The organism is Streptomyces sp. BBFR2 (assembly GCF_044497305.1).
GTDB lineage: Bacteria > Actinomycetota > Actinomycetes > Streptomycetales > Streptomycetaceae > Streptomyces.
The window spans coordinates 3832195-3847436 of the sequence record NZ_CP172415.1 but is presented as its reverse complement, the minus strand read 5'-3'; the positions used below and the strand labels follow the sequence as shown (position 1 = coordinate 3847436).

At 72.4% G+C, this 15242-nt stretch carries 19 protein-coding genes; 7 read left to right on the top strand and 12 right to left on the bottom strand.

Annotated features, from left to right (window positions below):
* The first annotated feature begins 47 nt into the window (after window positions 1-47).
* Complete coding sequence (locus ACGH2B_RS15395) at window positions 48-251, top strand: cold-shock protein (RefSeq protein ID WP_003984261.1); 204 nt, start codon at window positions 48-50, stop codon at window positions 249-251.
* A 483-nt stretch (window positions 252-734) separates the two neighbouring features.
* Here ACGH2B_RS15395 and ACGH2B_RS15390 read toward each other — a convergent pair whose 3' ends face one another.
* A complete protein-coding gene (locus ACGH2B_RS15390; protein WP_399089044.1) occupies window positions 735-983 on the bottom strand; it encodes a superinfection immunity protein in 249 nt (82 codons plus the stop codon).
* Window positions 984-1203: 220 nt separating this feature from the next.
* Here ACGH2B_RS15390 and ACGH2B_RS15385 point away from each other — a divergent pair, with 220 nt between their 5' ends.
* Together ACGH2B_RS15385 and lysA are read left to right on the top strand one after the other, a co-directional pair.
* Window positions 1204-1557 carry an SAV_915 family protein gene (locus tag ACGH2B_RS15385; RefSeq protein WP_399089042.1) on the top strand — a complete coding sequence of 118 codons (354 nt, stop codon included), beginning with the start codon at window positions 1204-1206 and terminating at the stop codon, window positions 1555-1557.
* An 11-nt stretch (window positions 1558-1568) separates the two neighbouring features.
* Window positions 1569-2903, top strand: coding sequence for a diaminopimelate decarboxylase (gene lysA / locus ACGH2B_RS15380; protein ID WP_399089040.1), 1335 nt, complete (start codon window positions 1569-1571; stop codon window positions 2901-2903).
* A 415-nt stretch (window positions 2904-3318) separates the two neighbouring features.
* Here lysA and ACGH2B_RS15375 read toward each other — a convergent pair whose 3' ends face one another.
* Complete coding sequence (locus ACGH2B_RS15375) at window positions 3319-3813, bottom strand: MarR family winged helix-turn-helix transcriptional regulator (RefSeq protein ID WP_399089038.1); 495 nt, start codon at window positions 3811-3813, stop codon at window positions 3319-3321.
* A gap of 152 nt (window positions 3814-3965) precedes the next feature.
* On the opposite strand from ACGH2B_RS15375, the gene ACGH2B_RS15370 reads away from it, so the two are divergent.
* Window positions 3966-5099, top strand: a complete 1134-nt coding sequence (locus ACGH2B_RS15370; protein ID WP_399089036.1) for a hypothetical protein — start codon at window positions 3966-3968, stop codon at window positions 5097-5099.
* Window positions 5100-5163: 64 nt separating this feature from the next.
* Here ACGH2B_RS15370 and ACGH2B_RS15365 read toward each other — a convergent pair whose 3' ends face one another.
* The 8 genes from ACGH2B_RS15365 to ACGH2B_RS15330 form a co-directional block, all read right to left on the bottom strand.
* Window positions 5164-5712 (bottom strand): CchlQ, encoded by a 549-nt coding sequence (locus ACGH2B_RS15365; RefSeq protein ID WP_399089034.1) that lies wholly within the window; start codon window positions 5710-5712, stop codon window positions 5164-5166.
* Window positions 5713-5747: 35 nt separating this feature from the next.
* A complete protein-coding gene (locus tag ACGH2B_RS15360; protein WP_399089032.1) occupies window positions 5748-6287 on the bottom strand; it encodes a hypothetical protein in 540 nt (179 codons plus the stop codon).
* Window positions 6288-6363: 76 nt separating this feature from the next.
* On the bottom strand, window positions 6364-6603 hold the full coding sequence (locus ACGH2B_RS15355; RefSeq protein ID WP_399089030.1) for a DUF397 domain-containing protein: 240 nt from the start codon (window positions 6601-6603) through the stop codon (window positions 6364-6366).
* 44 nt (window positions 6604-6647) lie between these two features.
* Window positions 6648-7499: a helix-turn-helix domain-containing protein gene (locus ACGH2B_RS15350; protein ID WP_399089028.1), complete on the bottom strand. Its 852-nt coding sequence runs from the start codon at window positions 7497-7499 to the stop codon at window positions 6648-6650.
* Window positions 7496-8020, bottom strand: coding sequence for a DUF6879 family protein (locus tag ACGH2B_RS15345; protein WP_399089026.1), 525 nt, complete (start codon window positions 8018-8020; stop codon window positions 7496-7498). The genes ACGH2B_RS15350 and ACGH2B_RS15345 overlap by 4 nt, the downstream gene beginning before the upstream one ends.
* Window positions 8004-8195 carry a hypothetical protein gene (locus ACGH2B_RS15340; protein WP_399097023.1) on the bottom strand — a complete coding sequence of 64 codons (192 nt, stop codon included), beginning with the start codon at window positions 8193-8195 and terminating at the stop codon, window positions 8004-8006. The genes ACGH2B_RS15345 and ACGH2B_RS15340 overlap by 17 nt, the downstream gene beginning before the upstream one ends.
* A 149-nt stretch (window positions 8196-8344) precedes the next feature.
* A complete protein-coding gene (locus ACGH2B_RS15335; protein WP_399089024.1) occupies window positions 8345-8566 on the bottom strand; it encodes a DUF397 domain-containing protein in 222 nt (73 codons plus the stop codon).
* Window positions 8544-9398 carry a Scr1 family TA system antitoxin-like transcriptional regulator gene (locus ACGH2B_RS15330; protein WP_399089022.1) on the bottom strand — a complete coding sequence of 285 codons (855 nt, stop codon included), beginning with the start codon at window positions 9396-9398 and terminating at the stop codon, window positions 8544-8546. The genes ACGH2B_RS15335 and ACGH2B_RS15330 overlap by 23 nt, the downstream gene beginning before the upstream one ends.
* 116 nt (window positions 9399-9514) lie before the next feature.
* Between ACGH2B_RS15330 and ACGH2B_RS15325 the strand changes: the two genes are divergently transcribed.
* The gene (locus tag ACGH2B_RS15325) at window positions 9515-9751 is read left to right on the top strand and encodes a hypothetical protein (protein WP_399089020.1); all 237 of its coding nucleotides are present in this window, start codon (window positions 9515-9517) and stop codon (window positions 9749-9751) included.
* Window positions 9748-10119, top strand: coding sequence for an ATP-binding protein (locus ACGH2B_RS15320; protein WP_399089018.1), 372 nt, complete (start codon window positions 9748-9750; stop codon window positions 10117-10119). Before ACGH2B_RS15325 ends, ACGH2B_RS15320 begins: the two co-directional genes overlap by 4 nt.
* 535 nt (window positions 10120-10654) lie before the next feature.
* On the opposite strand, the gene ACGH2B_RS15315 is transcribed toward ACGH2B_RS15320, so the two are convergent.
* On the bottom strand, window positions 10655-12586 hold the full coding sequence (locus ACGH2B_RS15315) for an AMP-dependent synthetase/ligase (protein WP_399089016.1): 1932 nt from the start codon (window positions 12584-12586) through the stop codon (window positions 10655-10657).
* An 810-nt stretch (window positions 12587-13396) separates the two neighbouring features.
* Window positions 13397-14044, bottom strand: a complete 648-nt coding sequence (locus ACGH2B_RS15310) for a TetR/AcrR family transcriptional regulator (protein WP_399097020.1) — start codon at window positions 14042-14044, stop codon at window positions 13397-13399.
* Window positions 14045-14327: 283 nt separating this feature from the next.
* Here ACGH2B_RS15310 and ACGH2B_RS15305 point away from each other — a divergent pair, with 283 nt between their 5' ends.
* Window positions 14328-15209: an alpha/beta fold hydrolase gene (locus tag ACGH2B_RS15305; RefSeq protein WP_399089014.1), complete on the top strand. Its 882-nt coding sequence runs from the start codon at window positions 14328-14330 to the stop codon at window positions 15207-15209.
* Window positions 15210-15242 lie beyond the last annotated feature (33 nt).

The following is a 15242-nucleotide window of genomic DNA, read 5'->3' as shown; positions in this document are numbered from 1 at the left end:
GTTTGCAGGTTCTGGAGCAGGGCAACCCTTTGGCCCAAGGAGGGCTTATGGCTACCGGAACCGTCAAGTGGTTCAACGCTGAAAAGGGCTTCGGCTTCATCGCCCAGGACGGCGGCGGCCCGGATGTCTTCGTCCACTACTCCGCGATCAACGCCTCTGGCTTCCGCTCCCTGGAGGAGAACCAGCAGGTGAACTTCGACGTCACGCAGGGCCCGAAGGGCCCACAGGCGGAGAACGTCACCCCGGTCTGAGCACCTGGGGACGGCCGGTAACGGCCATTGCAGGAGTTCTCAAGAGCAGTACCCAAGGAGTCCCGCTCCGCCACTTCGGCGGCGAGCGGGGCTCCTGCTTTTTTCGGTTTTTCCACCGGCCGCAACCGGTTTTCCGATTCCCCGTGCCGAAGCACCGACATACGTCGCGCAAACCGGGCATGTACCGGACGAAAACATCGGGGGAAACGGCCGCGGAAACGGATCTGCGGCACCGGCCGGCCGCCGCGATTTCCTGACTCCCAGGTCAGCAGAGGCTCGCGTTCACCCGAATTCCCGGGAGTTCCCGGGGCCTGTTCCGCGTTCCGCGGAATCCTCCGGGAGGTTCCTCCGCCGCGGTTCTTCCGGGGCTTTCTGTCAGGGTTCCGTCATGATTCCGCGGCCCCGGCGGCACGGACCGGGCCGGGTGTCGCCGGGGCGGAGCCTTCCGGCCCGCACGCCCCGGGCAGAGCCCCGTTCACACCGTCAAGCCGTCTGCGGCGGTCCGGCCGGCTTCCGCGTCGCCAGGACGAGGGCGATCACCCAGCCCACGAGCGAGCCGCCCAGGAACACGTTGATCGCCAGGACCACCCAGCGGACCTCCACCTTGCGGCGGAACGCCACGTACGTGGGGATGAAGTAGATCACCAGGACCACCGCCGCGAGCGCCACGGCCACCACGGGGGCCAGAGACTTGAGGTCGAACACCTTGCACCACACTTCCCGGTCGTTCATCTGCTCTTGACGTGAGCACACCGTACCTGGCCGGTATCAACACCCTCTTCCGAGCCGCTCGCCGCCTCCCGACCCGCCGTCAGTGATCCGCAAGGGCCGGGCCACCCGCCGTCAAAGACCCGTCAGGACAGGCCCGCGGGCCGCCACGGGCGGGGATACGTTCGGTGCGCCCCGGCGGCCTCCCCGCGTCCGGGGCCCCGACTTCCCGGAGGACCGACGCATGTGCCTGCACTCGTACGACGACGACGCCGAACCCCCCGAACCGAACCCGGCCGGACTCCTCTGCGTCCCCGTCCGGCCGGGCCGGACCGGACCCGCGATCCGCCTGTTCCGCACCCCGCTCGGCGCCCGCACCGCCGTCGGCTTCACCGGCCCCGACCGGCTGACCGCCACCCTCGGCGCCGGACAGCCCTGGATACGGCTCTCCGAAACCGCGCTGCGCACCCTCACCGCCCCGCTGGGCACACCCCTGCTGACCGTCGACCCGACGTTCACCGCACCCCGCGCCACCACGCCGCCGGCCCGCGCGGCCATCCCGCGGCAGCCCGTCCGGCGCACCGCCCGGACCGTCTGAAAGGGGCCGCCATGACCACCGCGGTCCTCCCCCGCCTCCCCGAGGACGCCGACGACCTGTCCGTCTGGCCGTCCTCCGCCACCCGCCTGCCCGACGGTGACCTCGCGATCGGCGGCGTCCCGCTCGCCGAGGCGGCCCGCCGCTTCGGCACCCCCCTCTACCTCCTCGACGAGGACGAGGTCCGGGCCCGCTGCCGCACCTACCGCGACGCGTTCCCCGAGGCCGGTGTCCACTACGCCGCCAAGGCGTTCCTCTGCCGCGCCATGGTCCGCTGGATCGACGAGGAAGGGCTCGGCCTCGACGTCTGCTCCGCCGGTGAGCTGGAACTCGCCGTCGCCGCCGGCTTCGACCCGCACCGCATCGTGCTGCACGGCAACGCCAAATCGCCCCACGACCTCGACAGCGCGCTGCGGCTCGGCGTCGGCCGGATCGTCATCGACAGCCCCTCCGAGATCGCCCGCCTCGCCGCCCTCGTCGGCCCCACCGGCCACCAGAAGGTCATGGTGCGCGTCGTCCCCGGCATCTCCGCCGGCGGCCACGAGAAGATCCGGACCGGCACCGACGGCCAGAAGTTCGGCCTCTCCCTCACCGACGGCTCCGCCCAGCACGCCATCGCCCGCGTCCTGGGCCAACCGCAACTCGAACTGACCGGCCTCCACTGCCACCTCGGCTCACAGATCACCACCGTCCGGCCGTACCTCGCGGCGCTGCGCCGCACCGTCGGCCTGATGGCCCGGGTCCGCGACGCACACGGCGTGACCCTGCCGGAGCTGGACATGGGCGGCGGCCACGGCATCGCCTACCGCCCCGGCGACCCGGCCCTCGACCTCACCACCCTGGCCCGGCGGATGCGCGCCGAACTCGTCGAGAGCTGCGCGGTCGCCGGACTGACCGTGCCCCGCCTGCTCATCGAACCGGGCCGGGCCGTCTCCGGGCCCGCGGGCGTCGCGCTCTACCGCGTCCTCGCCGTCAAGGACACCGGCGGCCGGACCTTCGTCGCCGTCGACGGCGGCATGAGCGACAACCCGCGCCCCGCCCTGTACGGCGTCCGCTACGCCCCGCGCCTGATCGGCCGCCGCACGACCGCCGCCGTACGGCCCACCACCGTCGTCGGACGGCACTGCGAGGCGGGCGACATCCTCGCCGCCGACGTCCCGCTCCCCGACGACATCCGCCCCGGCGACCTGCTGGCCGTCCCCGTCGCCGGCGCCTACCAGCTCTCGATGGCCTCCGGATACAACCTGGTCGGACGGCCCCCCGTGGCCGCCGTCCGCGACGGCGAGGCCCGGCTGCTCGTACGCCGCGAAAACCTTCAGGACATCCAGCGGCGGGACGTGGGGGTGTAGACGGGGGCCCTTACGGGGCGCGGCCGGGTGTCTCCTGAACGGGGGTACCCGGCCGCTTCCTGTGCGGGGGGGGGCGGCCGGGGGCCCGTACGGGGTGCGGCCGTACGGGGGCGTCCGGGGTGGCGTTCGGCTCCCGTACGGGGCGTCGCCCGCCTCCTGTTATCGGGCCTGGCTGGGCGCGTCCCGTACGGGGTGCGCCCGGTTGCTTTTCCCGTACGGGGTGCGCCTGGGTGCCATTCCCGTACGGGATGCGTTCCCGCTTCCCCTACGGAGGCGGGCGGAGAGCGGGGTGGGTTGTGCGGGATGTCCCGTAGGGGGTGGGTGGGCCCCCGGGCTGATCCCTGCCCGGCGGGTGGCAGGGGTACGGGGGAAGGGCCCCTGATTTCCCCCTGACTCTCCCCGCTTCCCGGTCCCCTCAGCTCTCCCCGATCTCCCGTACCCATCCCGCCAGTCCGGCGAGGAAGCCGGCGCGCTCCTCGGGGGTGAGGGCGTCGAGGGCGCGCAGGAGGCTTTCGGAGCGGTGGGCGACGAACGTTTCGAGGGCGGGGCGGTAGGCGTCGGCGAGGGCGACGAGGACGCGGCGGCGGTTGGCCGGGTCCTCGGTCCGGGTGACCATCCCGGCGCGGTTGAGGGCGCCGACCAGTTCGCTGGCGGTGGGCAGGGAGATGTGCAGCCGCCGGGCGATCTCGCCGACGGTCAGCGGGCCGCAGGCCAGCAACTGCGGCAGGACCGCGCCGTGCCGGGCGGTCAGTCCGTTCGTCTCCATCGCCGTCCGCATCTTCTCCGGCATCTGGCCGCGTACCGCGCCGGGCCGGAAGAACGGTTCCAACAGCGGTACCAGGCCGATGACTTCGAGTTCCGCGGGGGTCGGCACCCGGGGGGCCTTCCCGGGTTCGGGCGTGTGGGGCATACTGCGAGTCTAGATGGTTCGGAAAACCAAACTGTTTGGCAAACCTAAGCGATCCGGCCGGGCCCGACCGCCCGGCCCGGACCGCCCAGGCCGGACCCCTCGGACCCGGACCGCCCAGGCCCGGACCGCACCGATCAGAACGGGGAGAGCACATGCCGTCGACCGAATACCGCGACGCCCTCAACGACGCCCTGGAACGGATGGACGACCTCGGCTACGAACGCGGCCACGGCGTCGACCTCGCCAGCCACGGCCCCATGGGCGCCGAGGCACTGGCCGCACTCGGCCACGAGGACGAGGTCGCCCGCTGGGTCGGCCGCTACCGCAAGGCCCTCGACCACCACGCCCCGCCCGCCGCCCGCTTCCCCCTCGACCCCGCCGACCCGTCGTCCTGGCGCCCCGCCCTCGGCGCCTTCGACCGGGCCGGCGACTGGGAAGCCCTCTTCGCCCGCGAACTCGCCGACGCCCCCTGGCGCGACGTCCTCGTCCGCTGGTGGCCCCGGCTGCTCCCCGGCCTGTTCGCCGGCCTGACCCACGGCCTGATCCGCACCGCCCACGCCGTCCGCGGCCTCCACGCGGCCGGCGCCGACGCCACCGGGCTCCAGCTCACCGAACTCGCCCGCGGCCTCGCCTACTGGGCCGCCCGCTACGCCGAACTCCCCGGCGCGCCGAGCCTCAACGGCACCCTCACCCTCCCGTCCGCCGTCGCCGCGCTCCCCCGCGACCCGCAGGACGGCGGCCTCACCCCGGGCGCGGTCCGCCACCGCCTCGACGCCCTCACCGACCACCCCGGCTACCACGAGAGCCTGACGCGCCTCGCCCCCGAACACGCGCCCCGCCTGCTCGGCGACATGACCCTCCAGTTCACCGACGTCTACCTCGGCCACCCCGAGGTCGCGCCGGTCCCCCTCGTCCACGGCGTCACCGCCCCCGCCGCCGCCCGCCTCGTCCTGCCCCACCTCCCCCACGAGCTGTACGAACCGACGCTGGCCCGGCTCTGGCAGGTACACACCGCGCTGCTGCTCGCGTTCACCACCGACCGGCGCGGCGAGGGCAGCGACGCCTGGCGCGACGAGCTCCCCGACCTGCCGTCCCTCGCCGACCAGGCCGCCCGCGCCGCCGACCACGGCGACGAGCACGTCATCAAGTTCACCGAAGCCTGCCTGCGCGAGTACACCCTCCGCCCCGACCCCCGCTACCGGGCCGCCGCCCACGCCGCCCAGCGGCGCATCCCCCGCCTCGACGCGGGCGGCGGGGTCGGCGCCGTGTCCCGCCGGGCCGTCTGAGGCGGGCGCCGGACGGCCCGACCACCGGGCCGTCCGAGGCGGAAGGCCGGGCGAGCCCGCCCCCTCACACCCCCGCCACGGCCGCCTCCCGGCACCTCGCGCACCGGTCCCTACCGTCCCACCGGCCCCACCCGAAATCCGCCGGCACGAGGTGCTGACCCTCCAACTCCTCACGGACGGCGACGCGGTAGGCCCACACCGCGCCGATGTACGGGTGGTACGCGTCGTGGAAGGCGGCCGAGGTCAGCGCGGCGCCGCCCGCCACCGCCCGCTGCACCGCGCGCAGCCGCTCGAACATCGCCTGCCCGGCACCGGCCACCCCGGTGGTCGCGTCGAGGAAGAGCCGCTCCCGCGCCTCGTAGATCCCCGCCTCGCTCAACGCCACCCGCCCGGCCGTCTCCGGATCCGCCTCGGCCGCCGGGTCCTCGGCTATCGCCCGCAACCGCGCATGGCACGCCTCCGCCGCCGTGATGAACTCCAGATACACCGCCCGCCGCCGCTCCCCCGTCCCCCGGTCCGCCTCGTACCGATGCCGCAACCGGTCGGCGAGCACCGTCCCCGCCATCGCCAACGCCCCACCGCTGACCGCCCCCGCGAGCGTCCCCCAGTCCATACCGTCCCCCGTGGTGATCGAATGTGGGGCCGAATCTACTGAGCGACAACCGGGCCGGAAAGGGCCGCACCGGCAGGGCGCCGCAACGGGCAGGGCAGATCGCCCCGCGCCCGGTTCGGTGAGCACGTCACCACCCCCAACGACAGGAACAGCGGGCGCCCCAGATACACCCCGTGCACCACGTCCAGCCCCCGCCCGAGCCGGTCGGCCGCGGCGCCCGCCCATCGCGCCAGCCGTTCTACGTCCCGCTCCTGCACCGAGGCGAACCGTGGTGCGTACGAGGCGAGTTGCCCGGCCAGCCAGTCCGCCGCCCCGGCCGGATCGCGCCAGGTGCCCCGTACCTGCCCGGCCGGTTTCGTCAGCCAGAGCGCCACCTCGATCGGCGGCATCTCACCGGTACGCCACTCCGCCGCCGCCCGCCGGTACCGCTCGACCACATCGGGCGGACAGGTCGCGACCGGCTCCATCGGGGGCGGCGGCCGCCGGAACCCCTCCCGGTCGAAGTGAACACCGTCCGGCTCGCCGCCCTTCACGCCCCGCTTCGTACCGACCCAGAGATAGCCGTGGTGATGCAACGGCCCGCACCCTTCCGTGAGTTGCGGTGGCCCCGCCCGAGCCTGCGGGCGGGGCCACCGGGTGGACGGCCGTCCGTCAGGCCGAGAGACCGAACCGCGACGGGTCGATCCCGGCCGCCGCCAACTCCGCCGTCGTGAACCGCAACGGCTCCCCACCGGGCCGCTTGCTGTCGCCCATCGCCCACACGCCGGGACCGATACGGGCGAGGGTCACGCAGGACTCCCCGTCCGGGTGCGTGTTGCCACCGCATGCCGCCCGGAATTCCACCCCGTCGAGCGGCAGTACGTAAAGATCCTCATTCCGCGACACCGTCATGGACCTTCCTCATTCCTTGGAGGACGAGATTTTCCGGTCCATCGTCACCTGGATTCGGCGCCGCGGGCGCCACTTTCCTGTTCGCTCAAGAAGTCGTCGCGGATACCTTCGAGCAGCCCGCGCATCTCCGCACCGGAAACCGCCATTTTCGCGAACCCTTCGAACTTGCGGACATAGATTTCCACATCTTGGGGGTCGGTCACCGTGACTTGGGCGTGAATCGTTTCCACTGCCACCATGCGGTCATCGCGAATCACGAAAGAATGACCGGGGACGTCGGACTGTCGCACGCCGAGCGGCACCACTCTGATATCCACGTGGGTGAGTCGCGAAACGGAGATGATGCGGTCCATTTGCGCAGCCATCATCGGCGGCGGCACGATGCACCAGCGCAGCACGGGCTCAGTGATGACGAACCGCAGCTCCTTGCTCGTATCGTAGAGAACTTCCTGCCGCTCCAGCCGACCTGCGACGGTTTTCCTGAAGGAGTCTTCGGAGAGCCCATGCCGTGCCAGAATGGCCCGAATATATTCCGGAGTCTGCAACAGCCCAGGAACAAGCGACGGCTGAAAGAGCCGCATCATGGACATCTGGGTTTCGAGCGCCCTCGTCACCTGTTGCGCTTTGTGAAGCCCTGTCCTTTTCAGCAGTCGCCAGGCGACCGCCTCCGTGGCGGCCTCGCGTGATGCTTCTATGTACTCACTTCTGACTTCATCGGAAACGCCGATGGCCCCCAGGATGCGGTCCACGTCCTGGGGGCTCGGGGTCAGCCTGCCGTTTTCGATCTTCGACAGCTTCGACTGGGACATGACGGCGCTGCGGGCCACTGCCTTGGCCTCCTTGCCGGAGGTCTTCCGCAGTGCCCGCAGCGCCGCACCGATCTGGGCCCGATTCACTGGCCGTGCTCTGCCCACCAGTCAGGGAAGGGCACGGCCTGTTCCATGGCCTTGTCGCGGATCGCCAGGTATTCCTCCACCCGGTCCGCCGAGAGTTCCTGCGTTCCCAGGAACCCGCCTTCGTCGTCGTAATTCAGTACGGCGATCGTCTGGGAGTCGAAGAGCCAGAAGTCCGGCACCCCTTCGAACGGATTCGGCTGCTCGGTGGTGTCGAGGATGAAGAACTCCTCACCACCGGTCATATTCTTCCAGTATCCCCAGCCCAACTCGTACTGGAGGTACGGCGTCAACGGACGGGACAGGACATGCACCCGGTAGATCCGCTTTCCTCCTGCGGAACGCTTGCGAAGCTCAGCGACCCAGTGGTCGTTGTAGTCCACCGGTTGTTCTTCACCCGCCAGAAAGGACTGGAAGGCCGCCGCGTTCCCCGACTTCCCGTAGTCGTCGAGCGTTTCCAGCCTGAATGCTTCCCGCTCGAAAGCGGCGAAGTATTCTCCCAACGTCTTAGATGAGCTTGCCACGGATCGCCTTCCTGATGAGGTCCGCCGGGATCTCCACGAGATTTTCGTGTCCGGGAATGTTCAGCCCGTGATCGGCCGGGGTTTCCCCCTGGACCAAAAACGTGCCACGGTCGGTGGCGTACAGCGTGGGACAGTTGTCGTGTTCACACGTGCTGACCAATTTGGTGACCTTCATGGACACACCCACCCCCTCTTCACAGCGCCGACGCGCCGCCTCACAAACGATCCTCGCGACCGGTGAACGCGGCGTCAAGCAAGGCCAGTTGAGAGAACAGGAAACCGACCGGAGAGATCAGAATTCGGTGAATTTCCCGGCCCTTGTCCCTACGCGGCGAACTCCTCGCCCTTCACCGCCGTGACGAACCGGTGCCAGGCCCCCGCCGGAACAACGAGGGCCGGTCCGCCCGGCGCCGCCTTGGAGTCGCGGACGGGGACGATGCCGGGGAGGTTGTCGGCGATCTCCACGCAGTCCGCGCCGTCGCCGTTGCTGTAGCTGCTCTTACGCCAGCAGGCGCCGTCGAATTCAGTACTGCGCCTGCGCTTCATCCCGGTATCTCCTTGCCGCGTCTTCGATGAGGGCGAGGGACGCCTCCAGTGACAGCGCGGCGGCCCTGAGCCGATCGTAGGACCTGCGGTAGCCCGCAACGAGCGCCGGATCATCGATGGACTGGCCGCTGAAATCACCCTCGGACCAGACCATCGGAGGCTCATCAGCAAAGGTCAGAAGCTTGGCCATGCCCATCATCAGCGGGTGCGCGACCGTCGTTTCCGGAAGGATCTGCACAACGCTCTTGCTGGCCCGGATGACTTCGGCGATGTGCTCCAACTGCTCCGCCATCTCCTCCGGCGGAAGCAACGGCTGGCGGATCAACCTCTCGTGCAGGATCGCCCAGTACGCGGGGCGGTCCCGTTGATCCCAGAAGGCCGCGCGCTCCATTCGCGCACGCACCTTGCGCTCGATCTCCTCGTCCTCCTGCCACGGCGTCACCGTCACGCTGAGCTTTCGCGCGTACGCCTCGGTCTGCAGCAGACCGGGGAAGACGGAAGGCGCCCAGTCCTCGACGGTCGTCGAGCTCTTCTCCAGCTCCGGAATGTTGGCGAAGTAGCGGGGAAGTCCGTTCCGGCTGGCTCTCGCGGCGTCTTCACAGCGCCGTTGGAAAAAGTCGCCCGTACCCAGCTTGCTGTCCACATGCGCGGCCAGATCGGCGGGCATCCTGCGCTCTCCGCGTTCGATCTGGCTGAGGAAGGAGATGCCACGGAAGCTCCCCTTCAGCAGCTCCTCCAACGTGAGCCCCGCGGCCTCCCGCTGATAGCGCAGCTCCGCCCCGTAGAAACAGGGCACGTTCAACCAGGCTTCGGGGCTCTTACGAGGAGGCATAACTCACCACCGCAGTACGCAGGTTGCTCTGCACAACCCGATTCCCTTCCCACGCTACGCCCGGCGACCCCACGCTGTGAGGGCTTCGTCACACAGCGCACGGAAGGGCGTATGTCATGACTGATCACCTCTCACCGCTCCCCGAGGACTTCCCGTCCCCCGATGACGTCGACGGTTGCTGCGCGACGTTGCGGGACGCGTTGCGGGCGAACGGGATCACGTTGCCTTCGCTCGACGTGGACCTGGTGGCGTTCGCGGGGACGCGGCACATGCCGCTGGTCGCGCTGGGGCGGTGCAACGGCACGACCGCGCTGCGGCTGGCGGGGGCGCTGTTCAAGGCCGCGGTGCGGTGAGGGCGACGCTGTTGCTGGAGCTGCTGGCCGTGCCGGGCGCGGTCCGCACCGTACGGCGGGAATTGCGGAGGCATCTGGGGGACGGGTGCGGGGACGCGCAACTGTGCGCCAGTGAGCTGCTGAGCAATGTGATCCGGCATGTCGGGTCGGGGGCGCCGGTGACGGTGCAGGTCACCGGCGGGGGCGACGGGCGGACGTGGCTGGCGGTGACCGATCCGGAGCCGTTCGCGCTGCCCGTACGGCGGACGGCGTGCCGGGACGAGGAGGGCGGGCGCGGGCTGGCGCTGCTGGAGGCGGTGGCGTTGCGCTGGGGCGTGCGGCGCGGGAGCGGGAGCAAGACCGTGTGGTGCGAGCTGCCGCGGGAGTGAGGGCGCCGAGGGCTCGGGGGTGGGTGGGGGATGTCCCGTAGGGGGTGGGTGGGCCCCCGGTTCTGCCTCTACCCGATGAGGGGGCGGGGTACGGCGGGAGGGTCCCCGGGGTTTCCTTGAATTCCGGGGCAGCGGGCCCGGGCCCAACTCTCCGCCTACGCCTCCGCCTCCGCCCCAGGACTCACCCCGCCCACCCCGCACACGGAAACCCCCGTGCCACCTCCCCCACAGAGGTGACACGGGGGTTCCAGTCTGACGTGCCGCGCGGGATGGCTCCATAGGGGGTGCCGGGTTTCTTACGCGGGAGTCAGGTCACGTGGGTCACTCCGGGCGGCTCGCGCGGGCCGCCCGATCCACGCGTACGGGGCGCACCCGGGCCGTACAGGACGGCCCCGCGCCTGCCGGACGGAGCCGCACCGGGCCCCACGACCGCCCCCGACCGGAGCCGCGCCGGACCACGGCCGCCCACCCCGCAGCCGAGCCGTACGGGACGGCCCCGCGCCCGGGGCGCCTCCGCCACCCACGACGCGCCGCGTCACCCCGCCCCCGTACCGCCTGCCCCTCCCCCGCCCCCGTACAGCCCCTCGATCCACTCCGCGAAATCGCTGGTCACGTCCGTGCGGCGGAGTTTGAGGGACGGAGTCAGGTGGCCGGAGCGTTCGGTGAATTCCACGGGGAGGACGGCGAAGCGGCGGATGGATTCGGGGCGGGAGACGAGGCGGTTGGCGTCGTCGACGGCGCGTTGGAGGGCGGCGCGGAGGTCCGGGTCGCCGACGAGGCGGGCGAGCGGGGTGTCCGGTTTGCGGGCCGTGCGGCGCCAGTGGGCGAGGGCGTCGGGGTCCAGGGTGAGCAGGGCGGTGAGGTAGGGGCGGTTGTCGCCGGTGACCAGGCAGTGGGCGATCAGCGGGTGGGCGCGCAGACGGTCCTCCAGCGGGCCGGGGGCGATCTTCCGGCCGCCGCTGGTCACGATCAGCTCGTCCTTGCGGCCGGTGAGGGTGAGGTATCCGTCCGCGTCGAGCGCGCCGACGTCACCGGTGGCGAACCAGCCGCCGGTGGTCGCGGGCACGGCCGTGGCGCGGGCCGCGTCCCAGTAACCGGCGAAGAGCTGCCCGCCGCTCAGCAGCACCTCACCGTCGTCCGCGATCCGGACCGCCGCGCCGGGCAGCGGCCGGCCGACGGTGCCGGGCCGGGGCCGGGACGGCGGGGTGACGGTCGCGGCGCCGCAGGTCTCCGCCAGGCCGTAGCCCTCCAGGACCTCGATGCCGGCGCCGGCGTAGAAGCCCGCGAGGCGGCGGTCGAGCGGGGAGCCGCCGCAGAAGACGTACCGGACCCGGCCGCCCAGCGCCTCGCGGACCGGCCGGTAGACCAGCGGATCGTAGAGGCGGCGGGCCGCTTTCAGGCCGGGGCCCGGGCCCTTTCCGGTGCCGCGGTCGCGGGCGGCGGTGGCCTTCCCGTAGGCGCGGGCGATCCGGGCCGCGCGGTCGAAGACGGCGGCGCGTCCCGCCTCCTCGGCGGTGGCCCGCCCGGTGCGGAAGAACTTCTCCAGGACGTACGGGATGGTCAGGAGGAAGGTCGGGCGGAAGGACGCCAGACCGTCGAGGAGGTCGCCGGTCCGGACACTCGGGGCGTGGCCGAGGCGGACCCCGGCGCGCAGGCAGGTGAGGGCGGCCATCCGGCCGAAGACATGGGAGAGGGGGAGGAAGAGGAGCGTGGCCGCGGGGCCCTCGTCGTCCGGGGCGAGAGCGGGGCGGAGCAACGCCGCCGTGTTGTCGATACCGGCGTGGAGGGCGCCGTGGGTCAGTGCGCAGCCTTTGGGGCGGCCGGTGGTGCCGGAGGTGTAGAGGAGGGTGGCGAGGTCCGACGGGCCGGTGGCGGCGCGCCGTTCCTCCACCGCCGCGTCGGGCACCTCCCGTCCGGCGGCGACGAGTTGGGAGAGGGCGCCGGTGTCGAACTGCCACAGGTGGGCGAGTCCGGGCAGTTTGCCGCGCACCCCGGTGACCAGCCGGGTCTCCGTGACGCTCTCCACGACGCAGGCGGCGGCCCCGGAATCGTGCAGGATCCAGGCCGTCTGGTGGGCGGAGGCCGTGGGGTGCACGGGGACGGTGATCAGCCCGGCGGCCCAGGCGGCGCAGTCGATGAGGATCCACTCGTACGTGGTGCGAGCCATCAGCGCGAGCCGGTCACCGCGGCGCAGTCCGTGGGCGATCAGCCCCTTGGCGACGGCCCGGACCTCGTCGGCGAAGGCCGCGCGGGTCACGTCGCGCCAACCGCCGTCGGCCTGCCGCCGGGCCAGTGCGACCGCTCCGGGCGCCCGTTCGGCGTTGACGAACGGCAGGTCCGCCAGCGAGCCGTGGACGAGCGGCGGCGCCAGCGGGGGCGTCGCCGCCTCCCGGACGGCGCCGCCGTGGGCCGTCGTCGCGGAACCGGTGGGCGGGTGCGGGGGCGGGGCGGAATCCTGGCGGGACACGAGCGGCTCCTCGTCGGTGGTGGAGTCGCCGTCGGACGCGTACGGCCCGACGGGCGGCGGCCACGCCGCATACGCGGAACGTGGACGGGTGCGCTACGTGGGGAGGGAGGGGAGCGGGGTGGTGCGGGGCGGTACGGGAACGGGATGCGCGGGGGTGTGCGTGGGGATGCGCGGGGACATCCGGCAGGTCGGCCAACTCCCTTCTTTTTCACGGGTGTTGAGGTCGGCCGAGGTCGCCGAGCGGTGCGTGACCGACAGCCGGCCCGACCCGCCGGTAACCTTACTTCCCGGTAAATTTACGCGAGGGCGACGCGTTGGCCAATGCCCGGTGAGCGCCTTCACCGCACGGATTCCTGACTCGGGTCCCTGACACGGACTCCTGGCAGGGCACCGCCAATGCGCCGACCGGCCAAGGGAGTCGGGACCGGCGCCGCCTCCGTACGGGAGCCGATCGAGGCGATGGCAGGAGGCCGCCGGGGTTCCGTACGGCAACTCCCGGGTGCGGGGCCGAAGTCACGGCAGCCGGGCCGGTTCCGCGGACCTCACGCGGTGGGGCTCATGTGCCGGCGGGCCCACGTCTCGAAGCTGGTGAGGGGACGGGCGGAACGGCATGCCGGGCGCCCGCCGCTCACGGCGCGGCGGAGTCGGGGCGGAACAGGATGCCGGGCGCCCGCCGCTCACGGCGGAGCCGCCCACGGCGGAGCCGCCCACGGCCGACAGCGAGGGCCGGCTCAGCGGCCGCGCCGCTCACCGGCGGGCCGCCACAGGCCCCACAGCCCGAGCCTCGCAGCAGCTCAACCGGTCGGCCCCCTACGGGCGTTCCCCCGCCGCCCGGGGCCGCTCCCACCGCTCCCCCGCCATCAGCCGCCCCATCCCCGTCCAGGCGAAGTCCATCAACGTGGCGGCCGTGCGCTCCGCCGCCTCCCGGGGACCGGCCGCGGCGCCCCGCGCCGAACCCTCGCCCCCGGGGCGGACGTTGGCCCATTCGGCGAGTGACTCCGCCGCGCCGACCAGGGCGTGGGCGAGGCCCGCCACCTCGTGGCCGGCCGGTCCGGTGGCGCAGCCCGCCTCGCGGGTCGCGGCGGCGATCAGACCGGCGACGAAGTCGACCAGCCCGGCGCGCATCGCCGCCACCTCGCGCGCGAACGGCTCGCCCTGCGTCCGCGCCTGCTGATGCAGCACCGCCCAGCTCTCGGGGTGCGCGGCGGTGTAGGCGAAGAAGCCGGTCAGCCCGCTCCAGAGCTGCCGGTCGGCGGGCGCGTCCGGCTCCACCGCCGCCGTCACCGCCGCCGTCAGCGCCGCGGCCTCCCGGCGGATGACGGCGCTGAACAGCTCTTCCTTGGAGTGCAGATACAGGTAGACGAGCGGTTTGGAGACCCCGGCCAGTTCCGCGACGCCGTCCATCGAGGCGGCGCGGTAGCCGTGCCGGGCGAAGGTGATCACCGCCGCGTCCAACATCTGCTGCTCGCGGACCGCACGCGGCACCCGCTTGCCCTTCACCGCACCCACGCCGAACGCCCTTCCGTCCCACCCTCGACCGCACCGAAGTTTACGATCTTCGGCTCGCACACCCCTTCCCTTGACGTCACCCCCCATGTGACGAGACGATGCGTCTCGACACGACGAGACGGACCGTCTCGTTTCGTGGGTCGACCGTTCCCTGGCCCGGTTCCGCCGCACGGCGGCGCACCGGCCCGGCCGCACCGTCCGCCCCGTCCCGTATCCGACCCCGGAGGACCCCATGCAGCAGTACGTCGAAGCCGCCCCCGGTATCCGCCTGTGGACCGAGCAGCGCGGTCCGGCCGACGCGCCCCCGCTGCTGCTGGTCATGGGCGCGCAGGCGTCCGGCATCGGCTGGCCCGAGGAGTTCGTCGACGCGCTCGCCCGGCGGCACCGCGTGATCCGCTACGACCACCGCGACACCGGCCGCTCCACCTGGGCGTTCGACACCGATCCGTATCCGATCGCGGCGCTCGCCGAGGACATCGTCGCGGTCCTCGACGGGCTGGGCATCGGCAGCGCCCACCTCGTCGGGCTCTCCCTCGGCGGCATGCTGAGCCAGCTCGTCCTCGCCGACCACCCCGAACGGGTCCGCTCCGCCACCCTGATGGGCACCAACGCGCTCAGCACCCGCCCGTACACCGCGCCGGACGGCACCGAGGTCCCCGCCGAAGAGCTGCCGGGCATCTCACCGGAGGTCCTGGAATTCTGGGCACGGCCGGTCGAGGACCGGGGCGAGGAGGCCGAACTGGACCGACGCACCGAGCACTGGCAGCTCCTCGCCGGTGGGCGACTGCCGTTCGACGCGGTGTGGTACCGGGAGCTGGAGCGGCGGATCATCGCGCACACCGGGACGCACACCCCGCCGAGCGCGCACTCCCGCGCCGACCCCGACGGGCTGCTGCGCACCGCGGAGTTGGCCGCCAACCGCGTTCCGGTGCAGGTCATCGTGGCCCCCGCCGAGCCGGTGTTCCCGCCGCCGCACCCGCACCACCTCGCGCAGTGCCTCAACGCCGTACGCACCACGGAGATCCCGGGCATGGGCCACGCCCTGCCGCCGGCCGTCCAGGGCCCGCTCGCCGCGGCGGTCCTGGCGCACACGGACGCCGCGGAAAGGGGCTGAGAAGGCACCGCGGGCCGAGGGGTCGCGGACACC